Annotated in this window: 16 protein-coding genes; 4 read left to right on the top strand and 12 right to left on the bottom strand. The window is 70.9% G+C overall.

What is annotated here, in order from left to right; all coding sequences use genetic code 11:
• Positions 1 to 49: 49 nt before the first annotated feature.
• From HD597_RS38060 to HD597_RS38070, 3 genes are all read right to left on the bottom strand, one after another.
• Positions 50 to 3163 (bottom strand): M14 family metallopeptidase, encoded by a 3114-nt coding sequence (locus HD597_RS38060; protein ID WP_253748799.1) that lies wholly within the window; start codon positions 3161 to 3163, stop codon positions 50 to 52.
• A gap of 289 nt (positions 3164 to 3452) precedes the next feature.
• Positions 3453 to 4838 (bottom strand): glycine--tRNA ligase, encoded by a 1386-nt coding sequence (locus HD597_RS38065; RefSeq protein ID WP_253748801.1) that lies wholly within the window; start codon positions 4836 to 4838, stop codon positions 3453 to 3455.
• A gap of 94 nt (positions 4839 to 4932) precedes the next feature.
• On the bottom strand, positions 4933 to 5220 hold the full coding sequence (locus tag HD597_RS38070; protein WP_253748803.1) for an antibiotic biosynthesis monooxygenase family protein: 288 nt from the start codon (positions 5218 to 5220) through the stop codon (positions 4933 to 4935).
• 90 nt (positions 5221 to 5310) lie between these two features.
• On the opposite strand from HD597_RS38070, the gene HD597_RS38075 reads away from it, so the two are divergent.
• Entirely contained in the window at positions 5311 to 5649 is a 339-nt protein-coding gene (locus HD597_RS38075) for a DUF6703 family protein (protein WP_253748805.1), read from the top strand.
• 8 nt (positions 5650 to 5657) lie between these two features.
• Here the strand turns inward: HD597_RS38075 and HD597_RS38080 are convergent, their stop codons facing one another.
• The 6 genes from HD597_RS38080 to sucC form a co-directional block, all read right to left on the bottom strand.
• Entirely contained in the window at positions 5658 to 7187 is a 1530-nt protein-coding gene (locus HD597_RS38080; RefSeq protein ID WP_253748807.1) for an aldehyde dehydrogenase family protein, read from the bottom strand.
• Positions 7188 to 7252: 65 nt separating this feature from the next.
• Positions 7253 to 8974, bottom strand: coding sequence for a glyoxylate carboligase (gcl, locus tag HD597_RS38085; RefSeq protein WP_253748809.1), 1722 nt, complete (start codon positions 8972 to 8974; stop codon positions 7253 to 7255).
• The gene (locus tag HD597_RS38090; protein WP_253748811.1) at positions 8971 to 9831 is read right to left on the bottom strand and encodes a 2-hydroxy-3-oxopropionate reductase; all 861 of its coding nucleotides are present in this window, start codon (positions 9829 to 9831) and stop codon (positions 8971 to 8973) included. The genes gcl and HD597_RS38090 overlap by 4 nt, the downstream gene beginning before the upstream one ends.
• The gene (locus HD597_RS38095) at positions 9828 to 10592 is read right to left on the bottom strand and encodes a hydroxypyruvate isomerase family protein (RefSeq protein ID WP_253748813.1); all 765 of its coding nucleotides are present in this window, start codon (positions 10590 to 10592) and stop codon (positions 9828 to 9830) included. Before HD597_RS38095 ends, HD597_RS38090 begins: the two co-directional genes overlap by 4 nt.
• Entirely contained in the window at positions 10589 to 11461 is an 873-nt protein-coding gene (gene sucD, locus HD597_RS38100) for a succinate--CoA ligase subunit alpha (RefSeq protein WP_253748815.1), read from the bottom strand. The genes HD597_RS38095 and sucD overlap by 4 nt, the downstream gene beginning before the upstream one ends.
• Entirely contained in the window at positions 11462 to 12595 is a 1134-nt protein-coding gene (sucC, locus tag HD597_RS38105; protein ID WP_253748817.1) for an ADP-forming succinate--CoA ligase subunit beta, read from the bottom strand.
• Positions 12596 to 12685: 90 nt separating this feature from the next.
• Here sucC and HD597_RS38110 point away from each other — a divergent pair, with 90 nt between their 5' ends.
• From HD597_RS38110 to HD597_RS38120, 3 genes are all read left to right on the top strand, one after another.
• Entirely contained in the window at positions 12686 to 14092 is a 1407-nt protein-coding gene (locus tag HD597_RS38110) for an MFS transporter (RefSeq protein WP_253748819.1), read from the top strand.
• Between the two features lie 152 nt (positions 14093 to 14244).
• Positions 14245 to 14982 (top strand): GntR family transcriptional regulator, encoded by a 738-nt coding sequence (locus tag HD597_RS38115; protein ID WP_253748821.1) that lies wholly within the window; start codon positions 14245 to 14247, stop codon positions 14980 to 14982.
• A gap of 80 nt (positions 14983 to 15062) precedes the next feature.
• Positions 15063 to 15245 (top strand): hypothetical protein, encoded by a 183-nt coding sequence (locus tag HD597_RS38120; protein WP_253748823.1) that lies wholly within the window; start codon positions 15063 to 15065, stop codon positions 15243 to 15245.
• A 57-nt stretch (positions 15246 to 15302) separates the two neighbouring features.
• On the opposite strand, the gene HD597_RS38125 is transcribed toward HD597_RS38120, so the two are convergent.
• From HD597_RS38125 to HD597_RS38135, 3 genes are read right to left on the bottom strand one after another with little or no spacing between them, the layout of a single operon-like run.
• Positions 15303 to 16271 (bottom strand): TerC family protein, encoded by a 969-nt coding sequence (locus HD597_RS38125; RefSeq protein WP_253748825.1) that lies wholly within the window; start codon positions 16269 to 16271, stop codon positions 15303 to 15305.
• A gap of 12 nt (positions 16272 to 16283) precedes the next feature.
• Entirely contained in the window at positions 16284 to 16730 is a 447-nt protein-coding gene (locus tag HD597_RS38130; protein WP_253748827.1) for a hypothetical protein, read from the bottom strand.
• A 53-nt stretch (positions 16731 to 16783) separates the two neighbouring features.
• Positions 16784 to 18274 (bottom strand): Nramp family divalent metal transporter, encoded by a 1491-nt coding sequence (locus HD597_RS38135; RefSeq protein WP_253748829.1) that lies wholly within the window; start codon positions 18272 to 18274, stop codon positions 16784 to 16786.
• Positions 18275 to 18277: the final 3 nt, after the last annotated feature.

Here is an 18277-nt window from a genome sequence, read left to right on the forward strand (position 1 = left end):
GAAGGGGCGGCCACCCCGTACGGAGTGGCCGCCCTGTCCTGCCTGGTGCTCAGCCGATCAGGTACCGCATCACCTTCCTCAGCGCCGCGGCCCGCTCGGCCGCGCCGGCGAGCTGCTCCACCCCGAACCCGAGCAGCACCGTGTCCCTGGTGGTCACGGCCGCCGTGGTGTCGGCCTGGTCGCGGGCGAAGTCGCCGGCGCCGGTCGGGCTGCCGGGCGGCGGGCCGGGGATGGCCCACGGCCCGAGCCCGGTCTCGAAGCCCTCGGACTCGACTGCGGTGCCGCCCACGACGACGCGGGTGTCGTCCACGAACGCGCCCACCCCGCCGGTGCCGGGGTCGGTCACGTAGCTGATCGACACCTCGACCTGCTGCCCGGCGTAGGCGGACAGGTCGAAGGCCACCTGGTGCCAGCCGCCGGTGTCAGGGCCGGTGGTGAAGCGGTTCCACGAGCCCGTGGTGCCGGTCGGCGCGCAGGGGTTGCCGGGCGTCAGGTAGTGCAGCAGCCACGGGTGCTCCTCCAGGAGGAACCCGGCCTCGCACTCGGCCGGCACGCCGGTGTCGGTGCCGCCGTTGAGGTCCGGCAGCGTCGTCCAGTTGTCCTGGCCGACGGTGTGGGCCTCGACGATGACGTTGTCGTAGCTCTCCTCGGTGTCGAAGGAGAGCTGGAAGGCGAGCTGCGGCTGCTGCGCCGCCGTCACAGAGCCCAGGTCGATCGTCCTGGTCAGCCGCATGTACGAGTCGTCGGCGTGCGGCCCGGCGATGTACCACTCGCCCTCGGCCGGATCGAACGGCCCCGGGGTGCCGAGCCGGTAGTCGGCCGCCGGCGTGCCGGTGAACCTCGGGAAGTCGGCGCCCATGGGAAGCAGGACCCCGGCCTCGTCCAGCGGGTTGTCCACCGTGGCGGGACCGCCGAACGTGCCGCTGAGCCCGGCCAGCGGGCCGGCGCCGGTGAAGCCGCTGGGGGCGGCGCGCGGGATGCGCCCGGCGACGCCCAGGTAGTACTGGGTGAAGTCGTCGGCCAGCAGCAGGCACTCGTCGAACAGGCCCTCGATGGTGGTGACCACGCAGTCGCCGTCCGGGTTGCCGTCGAGGCCGTAGTAGATGCCGCCGACGATGGTGTCGAGGATGCCGTAGTACGCGGCCGTCTCGCCGGTGTAGAGGAGCTTGCCGCCCTCGTTCAGGTAGTCGCGGACGGAGATGGTCAGGTCCTGCTGCGACCGCTTGACGTCGGCGTCGGGCAGGTCGCCGAGCGGCGTGACCGTGACCACGTCCTGCTGGTCCATGGACAGCCGGTTGTCGCCCAGCTCCCACACCAGGCCCTTGAAGTGCGACAGCACGCCGAGGTGGTGCGGCACGCCCTGGGCGTCCACGTCCCACGTCTCGGAGCCGTACCCGGCCGCCTTCAGCGCCTGCTGGTAGGTGGCGGCGTGCTTGGGCGCGGTCACCGACGGCGGGTAGTCGGGGTTGAGGCCCGTGTAGTCCTCGTTGGCCACCACCAGCACCTTGGCCGAGGAGTCCTTGGCCAGCGTGTAGGTGAAGCGGCTGCTGGAGACGGTGCCGGCGCCCGGCTTGAAGCCGGTGAACCAGACCTCGACCCTGTCACCGGGTCTCGCGCCGCTCACGGTGCCGCGGTACTCGGCGAAGTACAGGTCGTTCTCGTCGCCGTACCGCTCGCCGCCCTGCCACTCGCTCACGGACCTGGTCTGCGTGGGGCCGCCGTTGATGCGGTAACGCAGCGCCTTGGCGCCCAGCGACCGGCGCGCGGTGACCGCCACCGGCTGCGGGTCGCCGTAGGAGACGCTGAAGGAGTCCGGCCTGAAGTCCGGGACCGTGCGCCCGAGCACGGAGACCGGCCTGTCCGGCGTGTGCACGGACTTGGCGGTGGCGACGGCCAGGGGGACGTTCATCAGGAACTCCTCCTGGATCAGCCGCTCGTCGTCGGGGAAGGTGAAGCCGAGGCCGCCGGCGCAGGTCTCCACCGTCCACTCGTCGTCCGGGTACTTCGCGGCCGCCGCCTCGCACGTGGACATCTCGGGCGTGATGGACAGGGCGCCGCGCACGTTCGTCGTGTGCCCGTCGGTGTCGCCGTTGGTGGTGTAGAGCTCGGCCCCGATGTCCGGGTCGTACGTCGGCACGGCCGGGTCGGCGTCGTCGCCCAGCAGCGCCTCGAAGATCAGGTCGTCGGGCGCGGGGGTGGCCTGCTGCCAGCTGATCCCGTACAGGAGCAGCATGGCGGCCGAGTGGTAGTTGATCAGGTAGGTGAACTTCACCCGCCTGGTCAGGTTGTCGTAGGCCACGGTCTCCGGCTCCGACTGCGGCGCCGCGCCGCGGTAGGTCTGGCTGGAGAACACGCTGGACGAGCCCTCGTCGTCGTAGCGCCACTTGTAGGCGAAGTTGCGGTTCGGGTCGACGCCGTCGTTGCTGGTGATCTGCCCGTCGCCGTCGTTGTCGCGCAGGTTCTTGCGCCACAGGCGGTTGCCGGCGGTGAAGGTGTGGTCGTAGCCGTCGGGGTTGGCGACCGGCAGGAACCACAGCTCGGTGGTGTTGACGAGCTGGGTCAGCTCGGCGTTGCTCCCGTAGCCGTCGAGGAAGTGGTGCAGCAGCCGCCGCACCATCTCGGGCGTGATCCACTCGCGGGCGTGCTGGGCGGCCGAGTAGAGGATGGCGCGGCGGCTGCCGTCACGCAGCTTGCGGGCGTCCTTGGTCACCTTGATCGCGGTGATCGGCGTGCCGTTGAGGCTGTTGCCGAGGTTGACGACCTTGGCGATGGCGGGCTCGGCCTCGGCGGCGGCGATGATCTCCTCGCGGATGCCGCCCGCGCCGGCGTACCTCTTGAACACCCCGTCGGCCTGCTGCGCCGCCCTGGCGCTCGACGCCTGGGTCCTGAGGGTGACGCCCCGCTCGGCGAGCGTGCCGGCCAGCGCCGAGGCGAGGATGACCTCGACGGTGACCTTGCCGTCCGCCCGCTTGACGATCCGCATCTCCTCGCGGTCCACGCCCGCGGCCACGAGCGTGGCCATCTGGTCCGCGGTGAGCTCGCCGGTATAGACGAAGACCCCGTCCGGGCCCGCCGGGGGCTTCGGCACCGCCGAGGCGGGCGGGATCGTGAACGAGCCGAGTAACAGGAGTGTGCTCGTGAGCATGAGCAGAATGCGCTTCATCGCGCCTCCGAGAAGAAGCCCCCGAATGCCGCTAAGGATGCCCGCAATGTCCGCGTATGCGGAGGGCTTGTCAATCCACGCGGCCACATCCGGTCAATGTTCAACCAAAAGGCGATCGCATTCGTATGACCACGCGAACGGCCAGGAATGCGCGCGTCACGGCGAGGTGGCGGTGAGGCGGCGAAGCGTGCCCCTGGAAGGCCGCCGGCGCGGGACGGCGGGTGGGGTGCCGCGGGCTTGCCGTAAAGAAAAAACGGGCTGCTCCCAAGGAGCAGCCCGTCACCGGAGCCTAGTCGTTGAGGTGCTGGCGCAGGTAGGAGTCGACGCCCTCGATCGAGATGCGCTCCTGGGCCATCGTGTCGCGCTCGCGGATCGTCACCGCCTGGTCTTCCAGCGTGTCGAAGTCGACCGTGATGCAGAACGGCGTGCCGATCTCGTCCTGCCGGCGGTACCGGCGGCCGATCGCGCCCGCGTCGTCGAACTCGACGTTCCACCGCCGCCGGAGCTGGGCCGCCAGGTCACGCGCCTTCGGCGACAGGTCGGCGTTGCGGGAGAGCGGCAGCACCGCGGCCTTGACCGGCGCGAGCCGGTGGTCGAGCCGCATGACCGTGCGCTTCTCCATGACGCCCTTGGCGTTGGGCGCCTCGTCCTCGGTGTACGCGTCGAGCAGGAACGTCAGCGTGGCCCGGTCGACACCGGCCGCGGGCTCGATGACGTAGGGGACGTAACGCTCCCCGCTCTCCTGCTCGAAGAAGCTCAGGTCGACGCCCGACGCCTTGGAGTGGGCCGTCAGGTCGAAGTCGGTGCGGTTGGCGATGCCCTCGAGCTCGCCCCACTCCGAGCCGGTGAAGTTGAAGCGGTACTCGATGTCGACGGTGCGCTTGCTGTAGTGGGACAGCTTGTCCTTGGGGTGCTCGTACAGGCGCAGGTTGTCCTTGTTGATGCCCAGGTCGGAGTACCAGCGGTAACGCTCGTCGATCCAGTACTGGTGCCACTCCTCGTCGGTGCCGGGCTTGACGAAGAACTCCATCTCCATCTGCTCGAACTCGCGGGTGCGGAAGATGAAGTTGCCCGGCGTGATCTCGTTGCGGAACGACTTGCCCTGCTGGCCGATGCCGAACGGGATCTTCTTGCGCGCCGACTGCTGCACGTTGAGATAGTTGATGAAGATGCCCTGCGCGGTCTCGGGCCGCAGGTAGGCCAGGCCCGACTCGTCCTCGACCGGGCCGAGAAAGGTCTTGAGCAGGCCGCTGAACTGCCTGGGCTCGGTGAAGGTGCCCTTGTTGCCGCAGTTGGGGCAGGTGATGTCGGGCAGGCCGGCCTCGGGCGCCTTGCCGTTCTTCTCCTCGTACGCCTCGATCAGGTGATCGGCGCGGAAGCGCTTGTGGCAGGACAGGCACTCGGTCAGCGGGTCGGTGAAGGTGTCGACGTGGCCGCTGGCCCGCCAGACCTCGGGCGCCAGGATGACGCAGGAGTCGAGGCCCACCACGTCGTCGCGCGACTGGACCATCGACAGCCACCACTGCCGCTTGACGTTGTTCTTCAGCTCGACGCCCAGTGGACCGTAGTCCCACGACGCGCGCAGTCCGCCGTAGATCTCGCTCGACGGGTATACGAGCCCGCGGCGCTTGGCGAGGCTGACGATGGTGTCCATGACGTCGGTGCGTCGTGCCATTTTGGTTGATTCTCTTTCCGGCTGGAGGTCGGCGAGGGAAATTGGTGAGATCCCAGCTTAGGGGACGGGCACCCGCTCTCGCGCGGGAGTAATGCTACGCCCCGTCCCGGGTGTAGACGTCCTCGAACGCGCTGGGCTCGTTCAGCATCAGAATCATCAGGGGATACATCACCATTCGGGCGGCGGACAGCGCCCTGCGGTAGAAGCCGGCGCCCTCCCATTCCGTCACCAGAGCCCACAGATTGGGCTCGTCCACCGAGCGGGCCAGCCGGCCCCGCTGGTAGCCGGGCTGGTCGGCGAACGTGTCGAGGATGGCGTGGCCCTGCTTGACGAAGTCTTGGGACTGGGACTCTGGAACGGTGTATCGGATCACGGCGAGCACGCGACCAGCCTAAAGGCGCTCGCCTCGCGTGTGACCCCGAACATGCGCGCGGCCCGCGCCCGGGGCCCGATCTCCCGTAGGCTTCGGGGCGTGGCCCCTGACAACAAGCAGCCCCAGGGCGAGCGGTTCTTCACGCCGGGCGCGAGCGGTTTCCGCAAGGCGGTCGAGCAGCGCAGCGCGGTGCCGATGACGTTCCTGTTCACGCAGGTGCCGCGGTGGGTGGCGCCGGCCATGCTGGTGATCCTGCTGCTGGCGGGGTTCGCCGTGACCAACCCGCTGGGCGGGGTGGCCGTGCTGCCGGTGCTCGCCTTCGTGGGGTGGCTGGCCTACCTGTCGTGGCCGTCCCTGAGCGCCGGCGGGAAGCTGTTGCGGGTCGCCATGCTCACCTTCCTGGTGCTCCTGGTGGCGACCCGCTTCGGGGCTATCTAGCGGCCTGTCTAGGGCAGCAGCGTGTAGCTGGGGAAGTTGCCCGGGAGGCGTTCGGCGTCCGGGCCGCTGGTGGCGGCGCGGACGAGCAGGTCGCCGCCGACGAACGCGCCGCGCCACGACGCGCCGAGCCCGCCGAACAGCTCCTCGCGGTCCCCGCGCGAGCGCGGCCGGTTGTGACCGACCTTGAAGGCGCGCACCTCGGGCGCGAGCCGGGCGAAGGTGTCCTCCGACTCGCAGGAAAGGGTGGCCACCAGGGCGCCGTTGCTGGCGTTCATCGCGGCCAGCAGCTCGGCCTCCGTGTCCACCAGCACGATCGTGTCCACGGGGCCGAACGGCTCCGCGTGGTGGAGGGGTGAGGAGGGCGGCGGGTTGAGCAGCGCCGTCGGCGCGAAGTAAGCGGAAATATCTTGACCGGGGAGGAAGTGTCCGGAGTCGAGGGACGCGCGGTGGATCGGCACGCCGCCCCTCGTGACCGCCTCGTCCACCTGGTCGGCCAGTTCCTTGGCCTTCGAGGCGTTGATCAGCGGGCCGAAGTCGAGCGAGGGCAGGTCGTCGTCAGGGTCAGCCACGGCCAGCGGGTGACCGAACCGCAGCGAGCCGACCGCCTCCAGGTAGGCCCTCAGGAACTCGGGGAAGAGCGAGCGCTGCACGACGAAGCGCGGGTAGGCGGTGCAGCGCTGCTTGGCGTAGTCGAAGGAGCCGCGGATCTGCCGGGCGAGCAGGTCCCAGTCGCCGTACTCCCAGACGCCCCAGCAGTTCAGCCCCTCCTGCTCCAGCACGTGGCGCCGCCCGAGGTCGGCCAGCGAGGTGGCCACCTTGGCCCCGGCGTCCCTGCCGCCCACGAACGACACGCAGCCCAGCGAGCCCGAGCCGACGAGCACCGGCGACAGCTCCGCCCCTCCCCCGCTGACCAGCGTGAACGGCAACCCCTCCCGCACCGCGAGCGCGCAGGCCAGGGTGAGGCAGCACAGGCCGCCGTCGGTGGGCGTCTTGGCGATCACCGCGTTGCCGGCCAGCGCCTGCACGAGCATGGCGTGCATGAGCACGCTCATCGGATAGTTCCAGCTCGCGATGTTGCTGACCGGGCCCGGCAGCGGCGTGCGGCCCGCCACCATGCGCTCGATCTCCTCGGCGTACCAGCGCACGCCGTCCAGGCAGCGGTCCACGTCGGCGCAGGCCGTCTTCCACGGCTTGCCGATCTCCCAGACCAGCAGCAGGGCGAGCAGGTCGCGGTGCGCGGCCATGGAGTCCACGGCCGCCAGGACCATGGCCTTGCGCTCGGCGAGCGGCAGGTGGCGCCAGCGCCGGTGCTCCTCGACCGCGCCCGCCACCGCCCGGCCGGCGCCGGCCCGGTCGAGCCTGGGCAGGCCGGCGATGGCGGTGCCGTCGAGCGGCGAGAAGCCCGGCACCGGCCGCCCGTCGCGGTGCCAGATGCCGCCCCAGTGGTTCAGCACACGGTCGTCGTGGAAGGCTTCGGGAGCCGCCGAACAGCAACGTTCGTAGGCGTCCCGCCAGGATGTGCCCGGCTTGAGCCGCATGTCCGTCCTCCTCAGTCGCATCTCGGTCGGATTCGATCAGATCGCGGTCGCATCCCGGTCGGATCTCAGTCGGACCAGTCGGCGGTGATGAGCTCGGGCAGCGGCTCGAACTCCTTGACGGCCTCCAGCGACGGGCCCATGGCGGCGTTCGCCTCGCGCTCCACCATCACCTCCACCAGGACCGGCAGCCTCTTGTCCGCCGCCTCGGCGGTGGCCCAGGCCAGCGCGTCGCGGATGTCGCCGGGCAGCTCCACCCGCCGTGCCGGGCAGCCGAACGCCTCCATGGCCTTGACATGGTCGATGCCGCCCTCCCCGTAGTGCAGGTCGACGGCGTAGTTCATGCCGTACGGGAGCTCGGCCTGCCGGATCAGCCCCAGGTACTCGTTGTTGATCATGACGATGACGAACGGCACCCGGTACTGCGCCGCCACCGCCACCTCCTCCATCAGGAACTGGAAGGAGTAGTCACCGACCACCGCCACGACCTGCCGCTCGGGATGGGCGAGCTTGACCCCCATGGCGGCGGGCACCTCCCAGCCCAGCGGCCCGGCCTGCCCGCAGACCAGGTAGCGGCGCGGCAGGTAGGTGGTCTGGAACTGGCCCGACCAGATCTGGTAGAGCCCGATCGCGGTGACGAACGTGGTGTCCCGCGGGAAGTACTCGTTGATCTCCTTGAACACCCTGGGCGGCTTGATCGGCACGTCCTCGAAGTCGTCCCTGCGGCCCATCGTGCCGCGCAGCTCGGCCACCCTGCGCGGCCACTTGCCCGCCTCCCTGCGCTCGCCGCGGCGGCGCGCCTCGTCGCGCAGGTCGGCCAGCACCGGGCGGGCGTGCCCGAGGACGCCCAGGTCCGGCTCGAAGACCCGCCCGATCTGCATGGGGTCGATGTCCACGTGCACGAACTTGCGCCCCCGGCGGTAGACGTCGAGATCGCCGGTGTGCCGGTCGCCGAAGCGGGCGCCCACGGCCAGCACCAGGTCGCTCTCCAGGAACGCGGCGTTGCCCCACCGCGTCTGCGTCTGTATGCCCGCCATCCCGGCGAACAGCGGGTGGTCCTCGGGGAAGGCCCCCTTGCCCATGAGCGTGACCTGCACCGGGACCTGAAGGTGCTCGGCCAGCGCCCGCAGTTCCTCGGTCGCGTCACCGATGATCACGCCGCCGCCCGCCAGGATGATCGGCCGCCTGGCCTCCTCCAGCAGGTCCATGGCCGCCCGGACGGCCTTGGGCAGCGGCCGGGGGACCTCGACGGGCAGCGGCGCGTCCAGCGCGCGGTCGTACCGGCAGGAACCGCGCTGGACGTCGAGCGGGAGGTCGATGAGCACCGGCCCGGGACGTCCCGACCGGGCGATCCTGAACGCCTCCCTGAACAGCCACGGCGCCTGGGCGGGCTCCTTGAGCTGCACCGCCCACTTGGTCACCGGCTTGGCGATCTCCACGATGTCCACCGCCTGGAACGCCTCCTGGTGCAGCTTGGAGGTCACGGCCTGCCCGGTGACGCAGATCATCGGGATCGAGTCGGCCAGCGCGGTGTAGAGACCGGTGATCATGTTCGTGCCGGCGGGGCCGCTGGTGCCGATGCAGACGCCGACGTTCCCGGTGACCCTGGCCCAGCCGTCGGCCGCGTGGGTGCCGCCCTCCTCGTGCCGTACGGTGATGTGCCGGATCGAGCTGTTCTGGAGCGCGGCGTACAGGGGCAGGATGGCCGCGCCGGGGATGCCGAAGACGGTGTCCACCCCCTCCGACTCCAGCACCTGGACCACGGCCTCCATGCAGGGCATTCGGTTCATGCGTTGAGCCTTTCGATCACCTTGAGCAGGGCGGAGTGGTCGAGCGAGCCGTGGCCCTGCGCCCTGGCCGCGGCCACGAGCTGGGCGACCTGCCCGGTGAGCGGCAGGCTGACTCCGGCCTCGCGGGCCGCGGCCAGGGCGATGCCCATGTCCTTGTGGTGCAGGTCGATGCGGAAGCCGGGGGCGAACTCCCGCTTGACCATGGTGTGCCGCTTGAGCTCCAGGATCCGCGAGCCCGCCAGGCCGCCGGCCAGCACGTCGAGCCCGGGGGCCGGGTCCACGCCGGACGCCTCCAGCAGCACGATGGCCTCCGAGACGAGCCCGTAGATGCCGCCCACCACGAGCTGGTTGGCCGCCTTGACGGTCTGGCCCGCGCCTGCCGGGCCGACGTGCACGATGGTGACGCCGAGGCGCTCCAGGACGGGCCTGGCCGCCTCGAAGTCGTCGGGCGCGCCGCCGACCATGATGGACAGGGTGCCGTCGACCGCGCCGCGCTCGCCGCCGCTGACCGGCGCGTCCAGGGCCCGCACGCCGACCTTCGCGGCCTCCCTGGCCACCCATCGGGAGGTCTCCGGCTTGATCGTGCTCATGTCCACGTAGAGCAGGTTCGGCTTGGCGTACTCGATGACGAGCGGCGCGACCGCCTCGACCTGCGGCGAGTCGGGCAGCATGGAGATGACGACGTCCGCGCCGGCGACCGCGTCCACCACGCCCGCGGCGCCCTTGCCGCCCAGGGCGACGAGCTGCTCGACGCGCTCGGCACTCACGTCATAACCGGTCACGACATATCCGGCCTTGAGGAGGTTGGCGGCCATCGGGCTGCCCATGATCCCCAGACCGACGAACCCGATGTTCATCCTTGCCTCCAGTCGAACGCGCCCGGCCCCTCGTGCCGGTACTCCAGGCCGACGTGGCCGCGGTACCCCGCCGCCTCCAGGTGCGCGAAGATCTCCTCGTACGGCATCGCGCCGCTTCCCGGCCGCCCCCTGCCGGGATCGTCGGCGATCTGCACGTGCCCGAACCGGCCCGCGTGCCGGTCGATGAGCGCGAGCACGTTCTCGCCCATCCGGTGCAGGTGGTAGAGGTCGGCCAGGAAGGCCACGTTGTCCCTGTCCACCTCGTCGATGAGCTCGAACGCCGCACCCGCCGAGGTGATCGGGTAGAGCGGGTTCTCGTGGGAGTTGAGCGCCTCGACGACCACGGTCGCACCGATGCCCCTGGCCGCGTCCGCCGCCCTGCGCAGGTTCGCCACGGCCAGCTCCCTGTCGGTGCCGGGGCCGTTGCCGTACAGGGCGTTCAGCACCGGGCAGCCCAGCTCGCCGGCGAGCCGGACGGCGACCTCGATGTTGGCCTGGAAGCGGGCCGAGGACTCCGGCCTGGCCAGCAGGCCGCGCTCGCCCGCCGCCATGTCACCGGCGTCGAAGTTGAGCCCGACCAGGCGCACCCCGGCCTCCTCGATGGCCTGCCGCAGCTCGGCCAGCGCCGCGCCGCCGGGGTCCGGGCCGTCGAACGGCCACCACAGCTCGACCGCGTCGAAGCCGCACTTGGCCGCCGCCGCCGGGCGCTCCAGCAGCGGCAGGTCGGTGAAGAGGATGGAGAGGTTGACGTCGAATCTCATGACAGCACCGACCGCATGAGGCGGGCGGTCTCGGAGGGCGTCCTGCCGACGCGCACGCCGACCGCCTCCAGGGCCTCCTTCTTGGCCTGGGCGGTGCCGGACGAGCCGGACACGATCGCGCCCGCGTGGCCCATCGTCTTGCCTTCGGGAGCGGTGAAGCCCGCCACGTAGGCCACGACCGGCTTGGTGACGTGCTGCTCGATGTAGGCGGCGGCGCGCTCCTCGGCGTCGCCGCCGATCTCGCCGATCATCACGATGGCGTCGGTGCCCGGGTCGTCCTGGAACGCCTGGAGGCAGTCGATGTGCGTGGTGCCGATGACCGGGTCGCCGCCGATGCCGACGGCGGTGGAGAAGCCGAGGTCGCGCAGCTCGTACATGAGCTGGTAGGTCAGCGTCCCCGACTTCGAGACCAGCCCGATGCGGCCGGCGGAGGTGATGTCGGCGGGGATGATGCCGGCCGAGGACTGGCCGGGGCTGATCAGGCCGGGGCAGTTGGGGCCGATGATCCTGGTCCTGCCGCCCGCCAGGGCCCGGAAGCGCACGGCGTCGTGCACCGGCACGCCCTCCGTGATCACCACGCAGAGCGGCACCTCCGCCGTCACGGCCTCCTCCACGGCCGAGGCGGTGAAGCGCGGCGGCACGAAGATCACCGACACGTCGGCCCCCGTCTCCGCCGCCGCCTCGGCGACCGAGCCGAACACCGGCACGTTCCGCTCCCCGAAGTCCACCGAGCGGCCGCCCTTGCCGGGCGTCACCCCGGCCACGATGTCGGTGCCGGCGGCGAGCATGCGGGCGGTGTGGCGAGTGCCCTCCGCGCCCGTCATGCCCTGGACGAGTACCCGGCTGTCCTTGGTCAGAAAGATGGCCATCTACGCACCTGCCGCGAGTCTGGCCGCCATCTCGGCGGCGCCGTCCATGGTTGCGACCTGGCGGACCGCCGGGTGGCGGGCGTCGCTGAGGATGCGCCGGCCCACCTCGGCGTTGTTGCCGTCGAGCCGTACGACGATGGGCGTGCCGTGGCCGCGCTCGCCGAGCAGCTCCAGCGCGGTGACGATGCCGTTCGCCACCGCGTCGCAGGCCGTGATGCCGCCGAAGACGTTGACCAGCACCGAGCGGACGTCGGGGTCGGCCAGGATGATCTCCAGCCCGTCCGCCATGACCTGGGCGGACGCGCCGCCGCCGATGTCGAGGAAGTTCGCGGGATCGGCCCCCGCCCCGGCCACCACGTCGAGCGTGCTCATGACCAGCCCGGCGCCGTTGCCGATCACGCCGACCGTGCCGTCCAGCTTGACGTAGTTGAGCCCCTTGGCCTTGGCGCGGTCCTCCAAGCTGTCCGCACTCTCGGCGTAGCCCTCCCACGAGTGGCGGAAGGCCGAGTTGTCGTCGAGGGTGACCTTGCCGTCGAGCGCCACGATCCGCTGGTCGGTGGTGCAGATCAGCGGATTCACCTCGACGAGCAGCGCGTCCTCCTCGACCAGCACCCGCCACAGCTTCTCCAGCACCGGGGCCGCCTGCTCGGGCAGGCCGGCCTTGGCCGCAAGCAGCCTGGCGGTGTCGGCGTCCACACCCGCCTCGGGGTCGATCGGCAGCTTCACGAGGGCGTCGGGGTCGGTGGCCGCCAGCTCCTCGATCTCCATGCCGCCCTGCCCCGACACCATCGCCAGGAACCCGCCCTCGGCGCGGTCCACCAGGAAGGCCGCGTAGTACTCCTCGAACGGCACCGTCGCGGACTCCACCAGCACGCGGCGCGCGATGTGCCCCTTGATGTCCATTCCGATGACGCGATCGGCCTCCGCCTCGGCCGCGACCGGCCCCGCCGCCGGTCTGATCCCGCCTGCCTTGCCCCGTCCACCGGTCTTCACCTGGGCCTTGATGACAACGGGCGTGCCCAGTCCCGCCGCGATCTCGCGGGCCTCGGCCGGGGTGGCCGCGGTCCGGCCTGCGGGAACGGGGATCCCGTGACGCCCGAAGAGCTCCTTCGCCTGGTACTCGTACAGGTCCATTCGAGCCTCCTTTGTAGACGGTATACCGTATGGAGTATCCTCCGTCTAGGGTCTCGACAGGGGTCCATGCAGCGGGATATTCCATACAGTATGGAGAATGCAATAAAGGACTGGCGGGGGCGGTCGTACCGTCCAGGGCCGGTCCCCGCCGACCGCACCCGCATGTTCCGGCTGGCCCTGGCCGCGATGGCCGCCATCAGCCCGCTCCAGTACGGCTACGCCGCGCTGCACGCCGGCCAGGCCTCCGGGCTGACCCTGCTGGCGATCTGGATCGCCTGCCAGGCCGCGGGCGCCCTGCCCGCGCTCCATCTCGTGCGACGGCGGCGGCTCGGCGTGCGCGCCTGCCTGTCGGCCGGCGCGGCCCTCAGCGGCCTCGGCCTGCTCACCGCGGCCCTGGCGCCCGGCGTCCTGACGACAGGCGGCGGCCTGTCCGCGCCGGGCAGCGGCTCCCCGGTGCCGGGCGCAGGCGACCTGGCGGCGCTGCTCTCCGGCGGCGGGCTGCTCACCCTCGCCGGGTACGCCGTGCTCGGCGGGCTGGGCGCGGGGCTGGTCTACGGGGTCTGCGGCGAGGTCGTCTCGTCCTGGTACCCGGAGCGCCCGGCCGCCCGCGTCGGCCTCATCACCGGCGCCTTCGGGTACGGCGCGGTGCCCCTGCTGCTCTGGGCCGGGATCGCGCCCGGCCTGACCTCGGCCGGCTTCCTGGCCTGCGCCGTCCTGGCCACGGCCGTCATCGCCACCACCGCCCGCCACCTCCGGCTGCCGCCGGCCCAGTGGTGGCCCGACGACGTGGACCCGCGCACCCACGCCCTGGACGCGGCCCGGCTGCGCACCTCCCCGGAGGCGGTCAAGCAGTTCGGGCTCGCGCAGGCGCTGCGCACGCGCACGCTGCCGGCTCTCGCGCTGATGCTGGTGTGCGCGGGAGCGGTGTCCGTGTTCGACGTGATCGTGGTGGCGGCCACCGGCGCGTGGGGCGCGCTGGCCCTGCTCGTGGCGCTGAACGGCGCGGGCAGGTCGGTGGCCATGCGCGCCGCCGAGCTCTTCGGCCGCCGCCGGGTCCTGGCGGCGGTCTTCGGCTCGCTCGCGCTCGGCCAGGTCCTCCTGGCCGTGGCCGTCCAGAACGCGGCGGCCGGCACCGCGGGCGGCACCGCGGGCGGCACGGCGGGCGGCACGGGACCGGGCATGGTGGTGCCGGAGGCGACGGTGGGCACTCCCCTGCTGTGGCTCGGGGCGGTGGCGGCCGGGCTGGGCGGCGGGGCGTTCTACCCCCTGCTCGCCAGCCTCGTACGCGAGCTGTTCGGCACCGAGGGCGCCACCGAGATCCACGCGGTCGTCTACAGCGCCAAGGCCGTGGCGGGCGTGGTGGCCGTGACCCTGGCCCTCACCGCGCTGACCGCCCCCGGCGGCGCCCTGCTGGCCGCGGCCGCGCTGGCGGCCCTGCCCGCCCTGGCCACCCCGCGCCTGCGCATCCCGGGCCTGCCCGCCACGATTCCCCTGTGACACCACGCCGATTCAGGGCACGACACCCTGTAACACAACGGGCTGTGACGCGACGCTCTGTGACGAGACTCACGACCGCGGATAACCCCCAGACGGTATGCTGTAGGCAGTCGACCAAAAACCGTAAAGCACCCATACCTGGAGACGTCACCATGTTGCTGTCGGATCAGGCCGGTCAGACGGCGGCCCCCAAGATTCCGCGCCCGGCCACGCTCAGGGAGAGCGTGATCGAGGCCATCCAGGAGCTCATCGTCTCCGGCCAGCTCAAGCCCGGCCAGCATCTGGTCGAGAGCGAGCTGGCCGAGCTGCTCGGCGTCTCCAGGCAGCCCGTACGCGAGGCGCTCCAGCAGCTCAGCGGCGAGGGCTGGGTCGATCTCCACCCGGGCCAGGGCGCGTTCGTGCACGTGCCCACCGTGGAGGAGGCCGACCAGCTCCTCGCGGTGCGCACGCTGCTGGAGACCGAGTCCGCCCGGCTCGCCGCGCTGCACGCCGGCGAGGACGGCGTGCAACGCCTGCGCGCCCTGTGCGCCCGCGGCATCGCCGCCGTGCAGTCCGACGACGTGGACGGCGCCGTGGCGACCAACTCCGAGCTGCACACGCTGGTGACGGCGCTGTCGGGCAACAGGGTGCTGGCCGAGCTGGCCGCCCAGGTGGCCAGGCGGGTGCGGTGGTACCACACGCCGGTGGCCCGCCAGCGCGGCATGGCGTCGTGGGAGGAGCACAAGGCGCTCATCGACGCCATCGAGGCCGGCGACGAGCGCAGGGCCGCGAAGATCATGCGGGAGCACACGGAGCACACCCGCGCCTCGTACATGGAGCAGCGGGAGAGCGAGCCCGCGGAGCCGGCGCCCAAGCCGGTGCGCCGGCGCAGGCCCCGTCAGCTCGGTTGACGTGACGTTCACAGAAGTCCACATGCTCCGAAACACCTCGGGTAGAGGGTGGGAGCCATACAGAACGGAGGTGTATGACCGTGAAGGCGTTCTGGCGCTTTCTCCTTGGTGATCCTCTGGGCCAGGCAGCGGACGGCCGAGCCATCGGCCTCGGCCTGAGCGCAGCGCTCAGGAAGCACTATTCGGCAGACGAGGCGGACCACTACCTGCGTCAGTGGAGCACGCAGCAGGAGCACGACGTCCGCGAGCAACCGCGCCACTGAGCCGCGGCAGGGGGGCGGCCACCCACAAGCAGCCACCGGCCCCCGCGCGCGGCCGGTTCAGCGATCGGCGGTTTCCGGCTCCACCACCTTCTTGGCGTCGCGGGACGACTTCATCAGGCTGAGCACCGTGGTGACTGCGAGAGTTCCGAGGATGACCCCGAGAGAGACCAGGATCGGGATCTCCGGCGCCCAGGACACCCCGTCGTGGTGCAGGGCTTCCAGGATCAGCTTCACGCCGATGAACGCCAGCACCACCGACAGCCCCTTGCTCAGGTAGACCAGCCGGTCGAGCAGGCCCCCGATGAGGAAGAAGAGCTGCCGCAGCCCCATGAGGGCGAAGGCGTTGGCGGTGAACACCAGGTACGGCTCCTTGGTGAGCCCGAAGATGGCCGGGATCGAGTCCAGCGCGAACAGCAGGTCGGTGGTCCCGATCGCGACCATCACGATCAGCATCGGGGTGACCATCCTGCGCCCGTGGTGCACGGTCAGCCGGGCGCCGTGGTAGGTGTCCGTCGTCGGCAGCACCCGGCGCACCGTGCGCAGGGCGATGTTCTCGGAGAACTCCGCCTCCTCCTCGTGCCCGATCAGCTTCCACGCCGTGTAGACGAGGAAGGCGCCGAAGACGTAGAAGAGCCAGTCGAACCTGGTGACGGCCTCGGCGCCGGCGGCGATGAAGCCGCCGCGCATGACCAGCGCCAGGATGATGCCGATGAGCAGCACCTTCTGCCGGTACTGCCGCGGCACCTGGAACCGGCTCATGATCAGCAGGAAGACGAAGAGGTTGTCGACGCTGAGCGAGTACTCGGTGATCCAGCCGGCGAAGAACTCCCCTCCGTGCGCCGGCCCTGACAGCAGGAGCAGGCCCACGCCGAAGGCCACAGCCAGGCCCACGTAGAACGAGACCCAGCCCACGCACTCCTTGAAGCTGGGCTCGTGCGGGTTGCGGGCCACGAGCCAGAAGTCGAGCGCGAGCACCAGGCAGAACCCGCCGATGGTGGCGGCCCAGATCCAGAACGGCAGTTCCATGGCCGGAACCATCTACCTGCCTCCCTTCCTCGTGCTCTTGCGCGCGCGGACGACCCTGGCGAAGCGCAGGTACTTCTCCAGCAGTTCCTGCGCGACCGGGTTGTCGCCGGCCCTGCGCAGGAGCCAGTGCGGCATGAGCCGCTCGTGCACCCACAGGAAGCCGATCGCGAAGCCGAGGGCGATCATGGCCTGGTACGCCAGGAACGGCCCCACTCCTTCGAGCAGCGCGCCCGTCGGGGCCAGGATCTCCTGCGCCAGCCGGGACACCGGGAAGGCGGCCATCCAGTACAGGCCGACGGGGCCGAAGGTGCCGGGGCGGAAGACGCCGTGGCCGAGCAGCATGCTGTAGAGGCCGCCGAAGAGGGCCAGCGGCGTGGCCAGAGCCAGCGCCGCGAGCCCCGCCATGCCGGTGGACTGCCCCGCGAGCAGGGTCAGCCCACCGGCTATGGCTCCGGCCACGGCTCCGACAGACGCCCCGGGGAGGGCGAGTTCGAGGCTGTGCCGTCCGATCATCAGCCCACGACCACGCCGTAGGCGAACAGGCTGTAGAACAGCATCCCCAGGTAGAACACCGCGCCGAAGCCGATGATGGCGTTCGACCACCACTTGGGCCTGATCGGCTTGGGCAGCATGCGGTTGTTCACCAGGAGCAGGGTCACGCAGTACGCGCCCATCGCGAACGTCGACAGGAACGCCAGCGTGTCCAGGATCCCGCTGGGACCGTCGGCGGGGCCGAACAGCAGGATCAGGATCCCGAAGATGATCACGCCCCAGAGGAAGATCGCGTACAGCTTCGACATGCCCAGCTTCTTCGTCCCGGGGATGAAGTTGTAGGTCATGTCCGCCTGGCCGCGCGAGAACGAGTCGAACAGGCCGAGCGTCGCGTTCAGGCCGATCAGCGCGATGAACCCGAGGAACACGACCCCGAGAACCGAGCTGCCCGCCGAGGAGACGGCGTTCGACATCGCCGACAGCGCCACTTCCCGGTCGTCGCCCTGAATGGCCGTGCGCACGGCCGGGTCGAGCCGCACCGCCGCCTGCGCGATCACCGTGAAGGAGACCGTGACCAGCATGGTGATGCCCCAGAAGAGCAGCAACGCGTCGAAGGTGACCCAGCGCCGCCAGCCCTTCCACTTGGCCATCTCGGCCGGGTCCTCGGTGTCGAACATGAACCCGCGGGACGGCCGCTCCTCCTCCTCGCCCGCGTGGCGCAACCCGCGGATCTTCGGCTGGTGCACGCCCATGCCCGCCCCGGAGTCACGCAGGTGCAGCGTGTACCACATCTGCTGCATGCCCGAGGGGCCGGCGAAGGCGCAGGCGCCGACGATGACGGGGAACCACGTGGCCGTCAGCGCCTCCGCCGGCAGGTAGCCGAAGGAGAACATGCCGGAGATCGTGGTGACGACGTCTCCCCAGGAGCCGACCATGGCGGCGACCACGGCCGTGCCGAGCACGAGCGCCCCGATCAGCAGGGAGAGCACGTTCTCGAGCAGGTTGTAGATCACCTTGGCCAGGGTGAAGACCACGCCGACGAGGATCAACCCGGCGATCGCGGTCACCACCCAGGGTATTCCGGTGATCTCCTCGAACGCCGCCGCTCCGGCCGACAGGTGTCCCGGCCAGATGTAGACGGCGATCGCCACGATGAAGAAGAACCACATCAGCGGCTTGAACACCCTGGCCGCGCCGGAGAAGATGCTCTCCCCCGTGGCCATGGCGTAACGGGCCATCTCCAGCATCACCACGGCCTGCAGGGTGACGCCGATCAGGAACAGCCACCTGATCTCCGGCCCGAACAGCAGCACCAGCCGGGGCCACATGTACGACTCGCCCATGCCCACACCCAGGGCGACGAGGAACACCGTCGGCCCCAGAATGTGCACCGAGGGAGGCGCGTCGGGGAGCTTCCTGATGGGCATCGGCTCGAGCCGGCCCGCTTTCCATACTCGTTGATCCTCGACCGGCGGCGTGGCCGTCGCCGGTGGTGTGTTAGATGTGTCCACCTA

Origin of the sequence: Nonomuraea thailandensis (assembly GCF_024172165.1) — a bacterium.
Lineage (GTDB): Bacteria > Actinomycetota > Actinomycetes > Streptosporangiales > Streptosporangiaceae > Nonomuraea > Nonomuraea thailandensis.

Excerpts from the sequence above, each read along its gene's own strand:
- HD597_RS38115 (WP_253748821.1), top strand. The coding sequence starts at position 14,245 with ATGTTGCTGTCGGATCAGGCCGGTCAGACGGCGGCCCCCAAGATTCCG.
- sucC (WP_253748817.1), bottom strand. The coding sequence starts at position 12,595 with ATGGACCTGTACGAGTACCAGGCGAAGGAGCTCTTCGGGCGTCACGGG.
- HD597_RS38080 (WP_253748807.1), bottom strand. The coding sequence starts at position 7,187 with ATGCGGCTCAAGCCGGGCACATCCTGGCGGGACGCCTACGAACGTTGC.
- HD597_RS38060 (WP_253748799.1), bottom strand. The coding sequence starts at position 3,163 with ATGAAGCGCATTCTGCTCATGCTCACGAGCACACTCCTGTTACTCGGC.
- sucD (WP_253748815.1), bottom strand. The coding sequence starts at position 11,461 with ATGGCCATCTTTCTGACCAAGGACAGCCGGGTACTCGTCCAGGGCATG.
- HD597_RS38065 (WP_253748801.1), bottom strand. The coding sequence starts at position 4,838 with ATGGCACGACGCACCGACGTCATGGACACCATCGTCAGCCTCGCCAAG.
- HD597_RS38095 (WP_253748813.1), bottom strand. The coding sequence starts at position 10,592 with ATGAGATTCGACGTCAACCTCTCCATCCTCTTCACCGACCTGCCGCTG.
- gcl (WP_253748809.1), bottom strand. The coding sequence starts at position 8,974 with ATGAACCGAATGCCCTGCATGGAGGCCGTGGTCCAGGTGCTGGAGTCG.
- HD597_RS38110 (WP_253748819.1), top strand. The coding sequence starts at position 12,686 with ATGGAGAATGCAATAAAGGACTGGCGGGGGCGGTCGTACCGTCCAGGG.
- HD597_RS38125 (WP_253748825.1), bottom strand. The coding sequence starts at position 16,271 with ATGGAACTGCCGTTCTGGATCTGGGCCGCCACCATCGGCGGGTTCTGC.
- HD597_RS38090 (WP_253748811.1), bottom strand. The coding sequence starts at position 9,831 with ATGAACATCGGGTTCGTCGGTCTGGGGATCATGGGCAGCCCGATGGCC.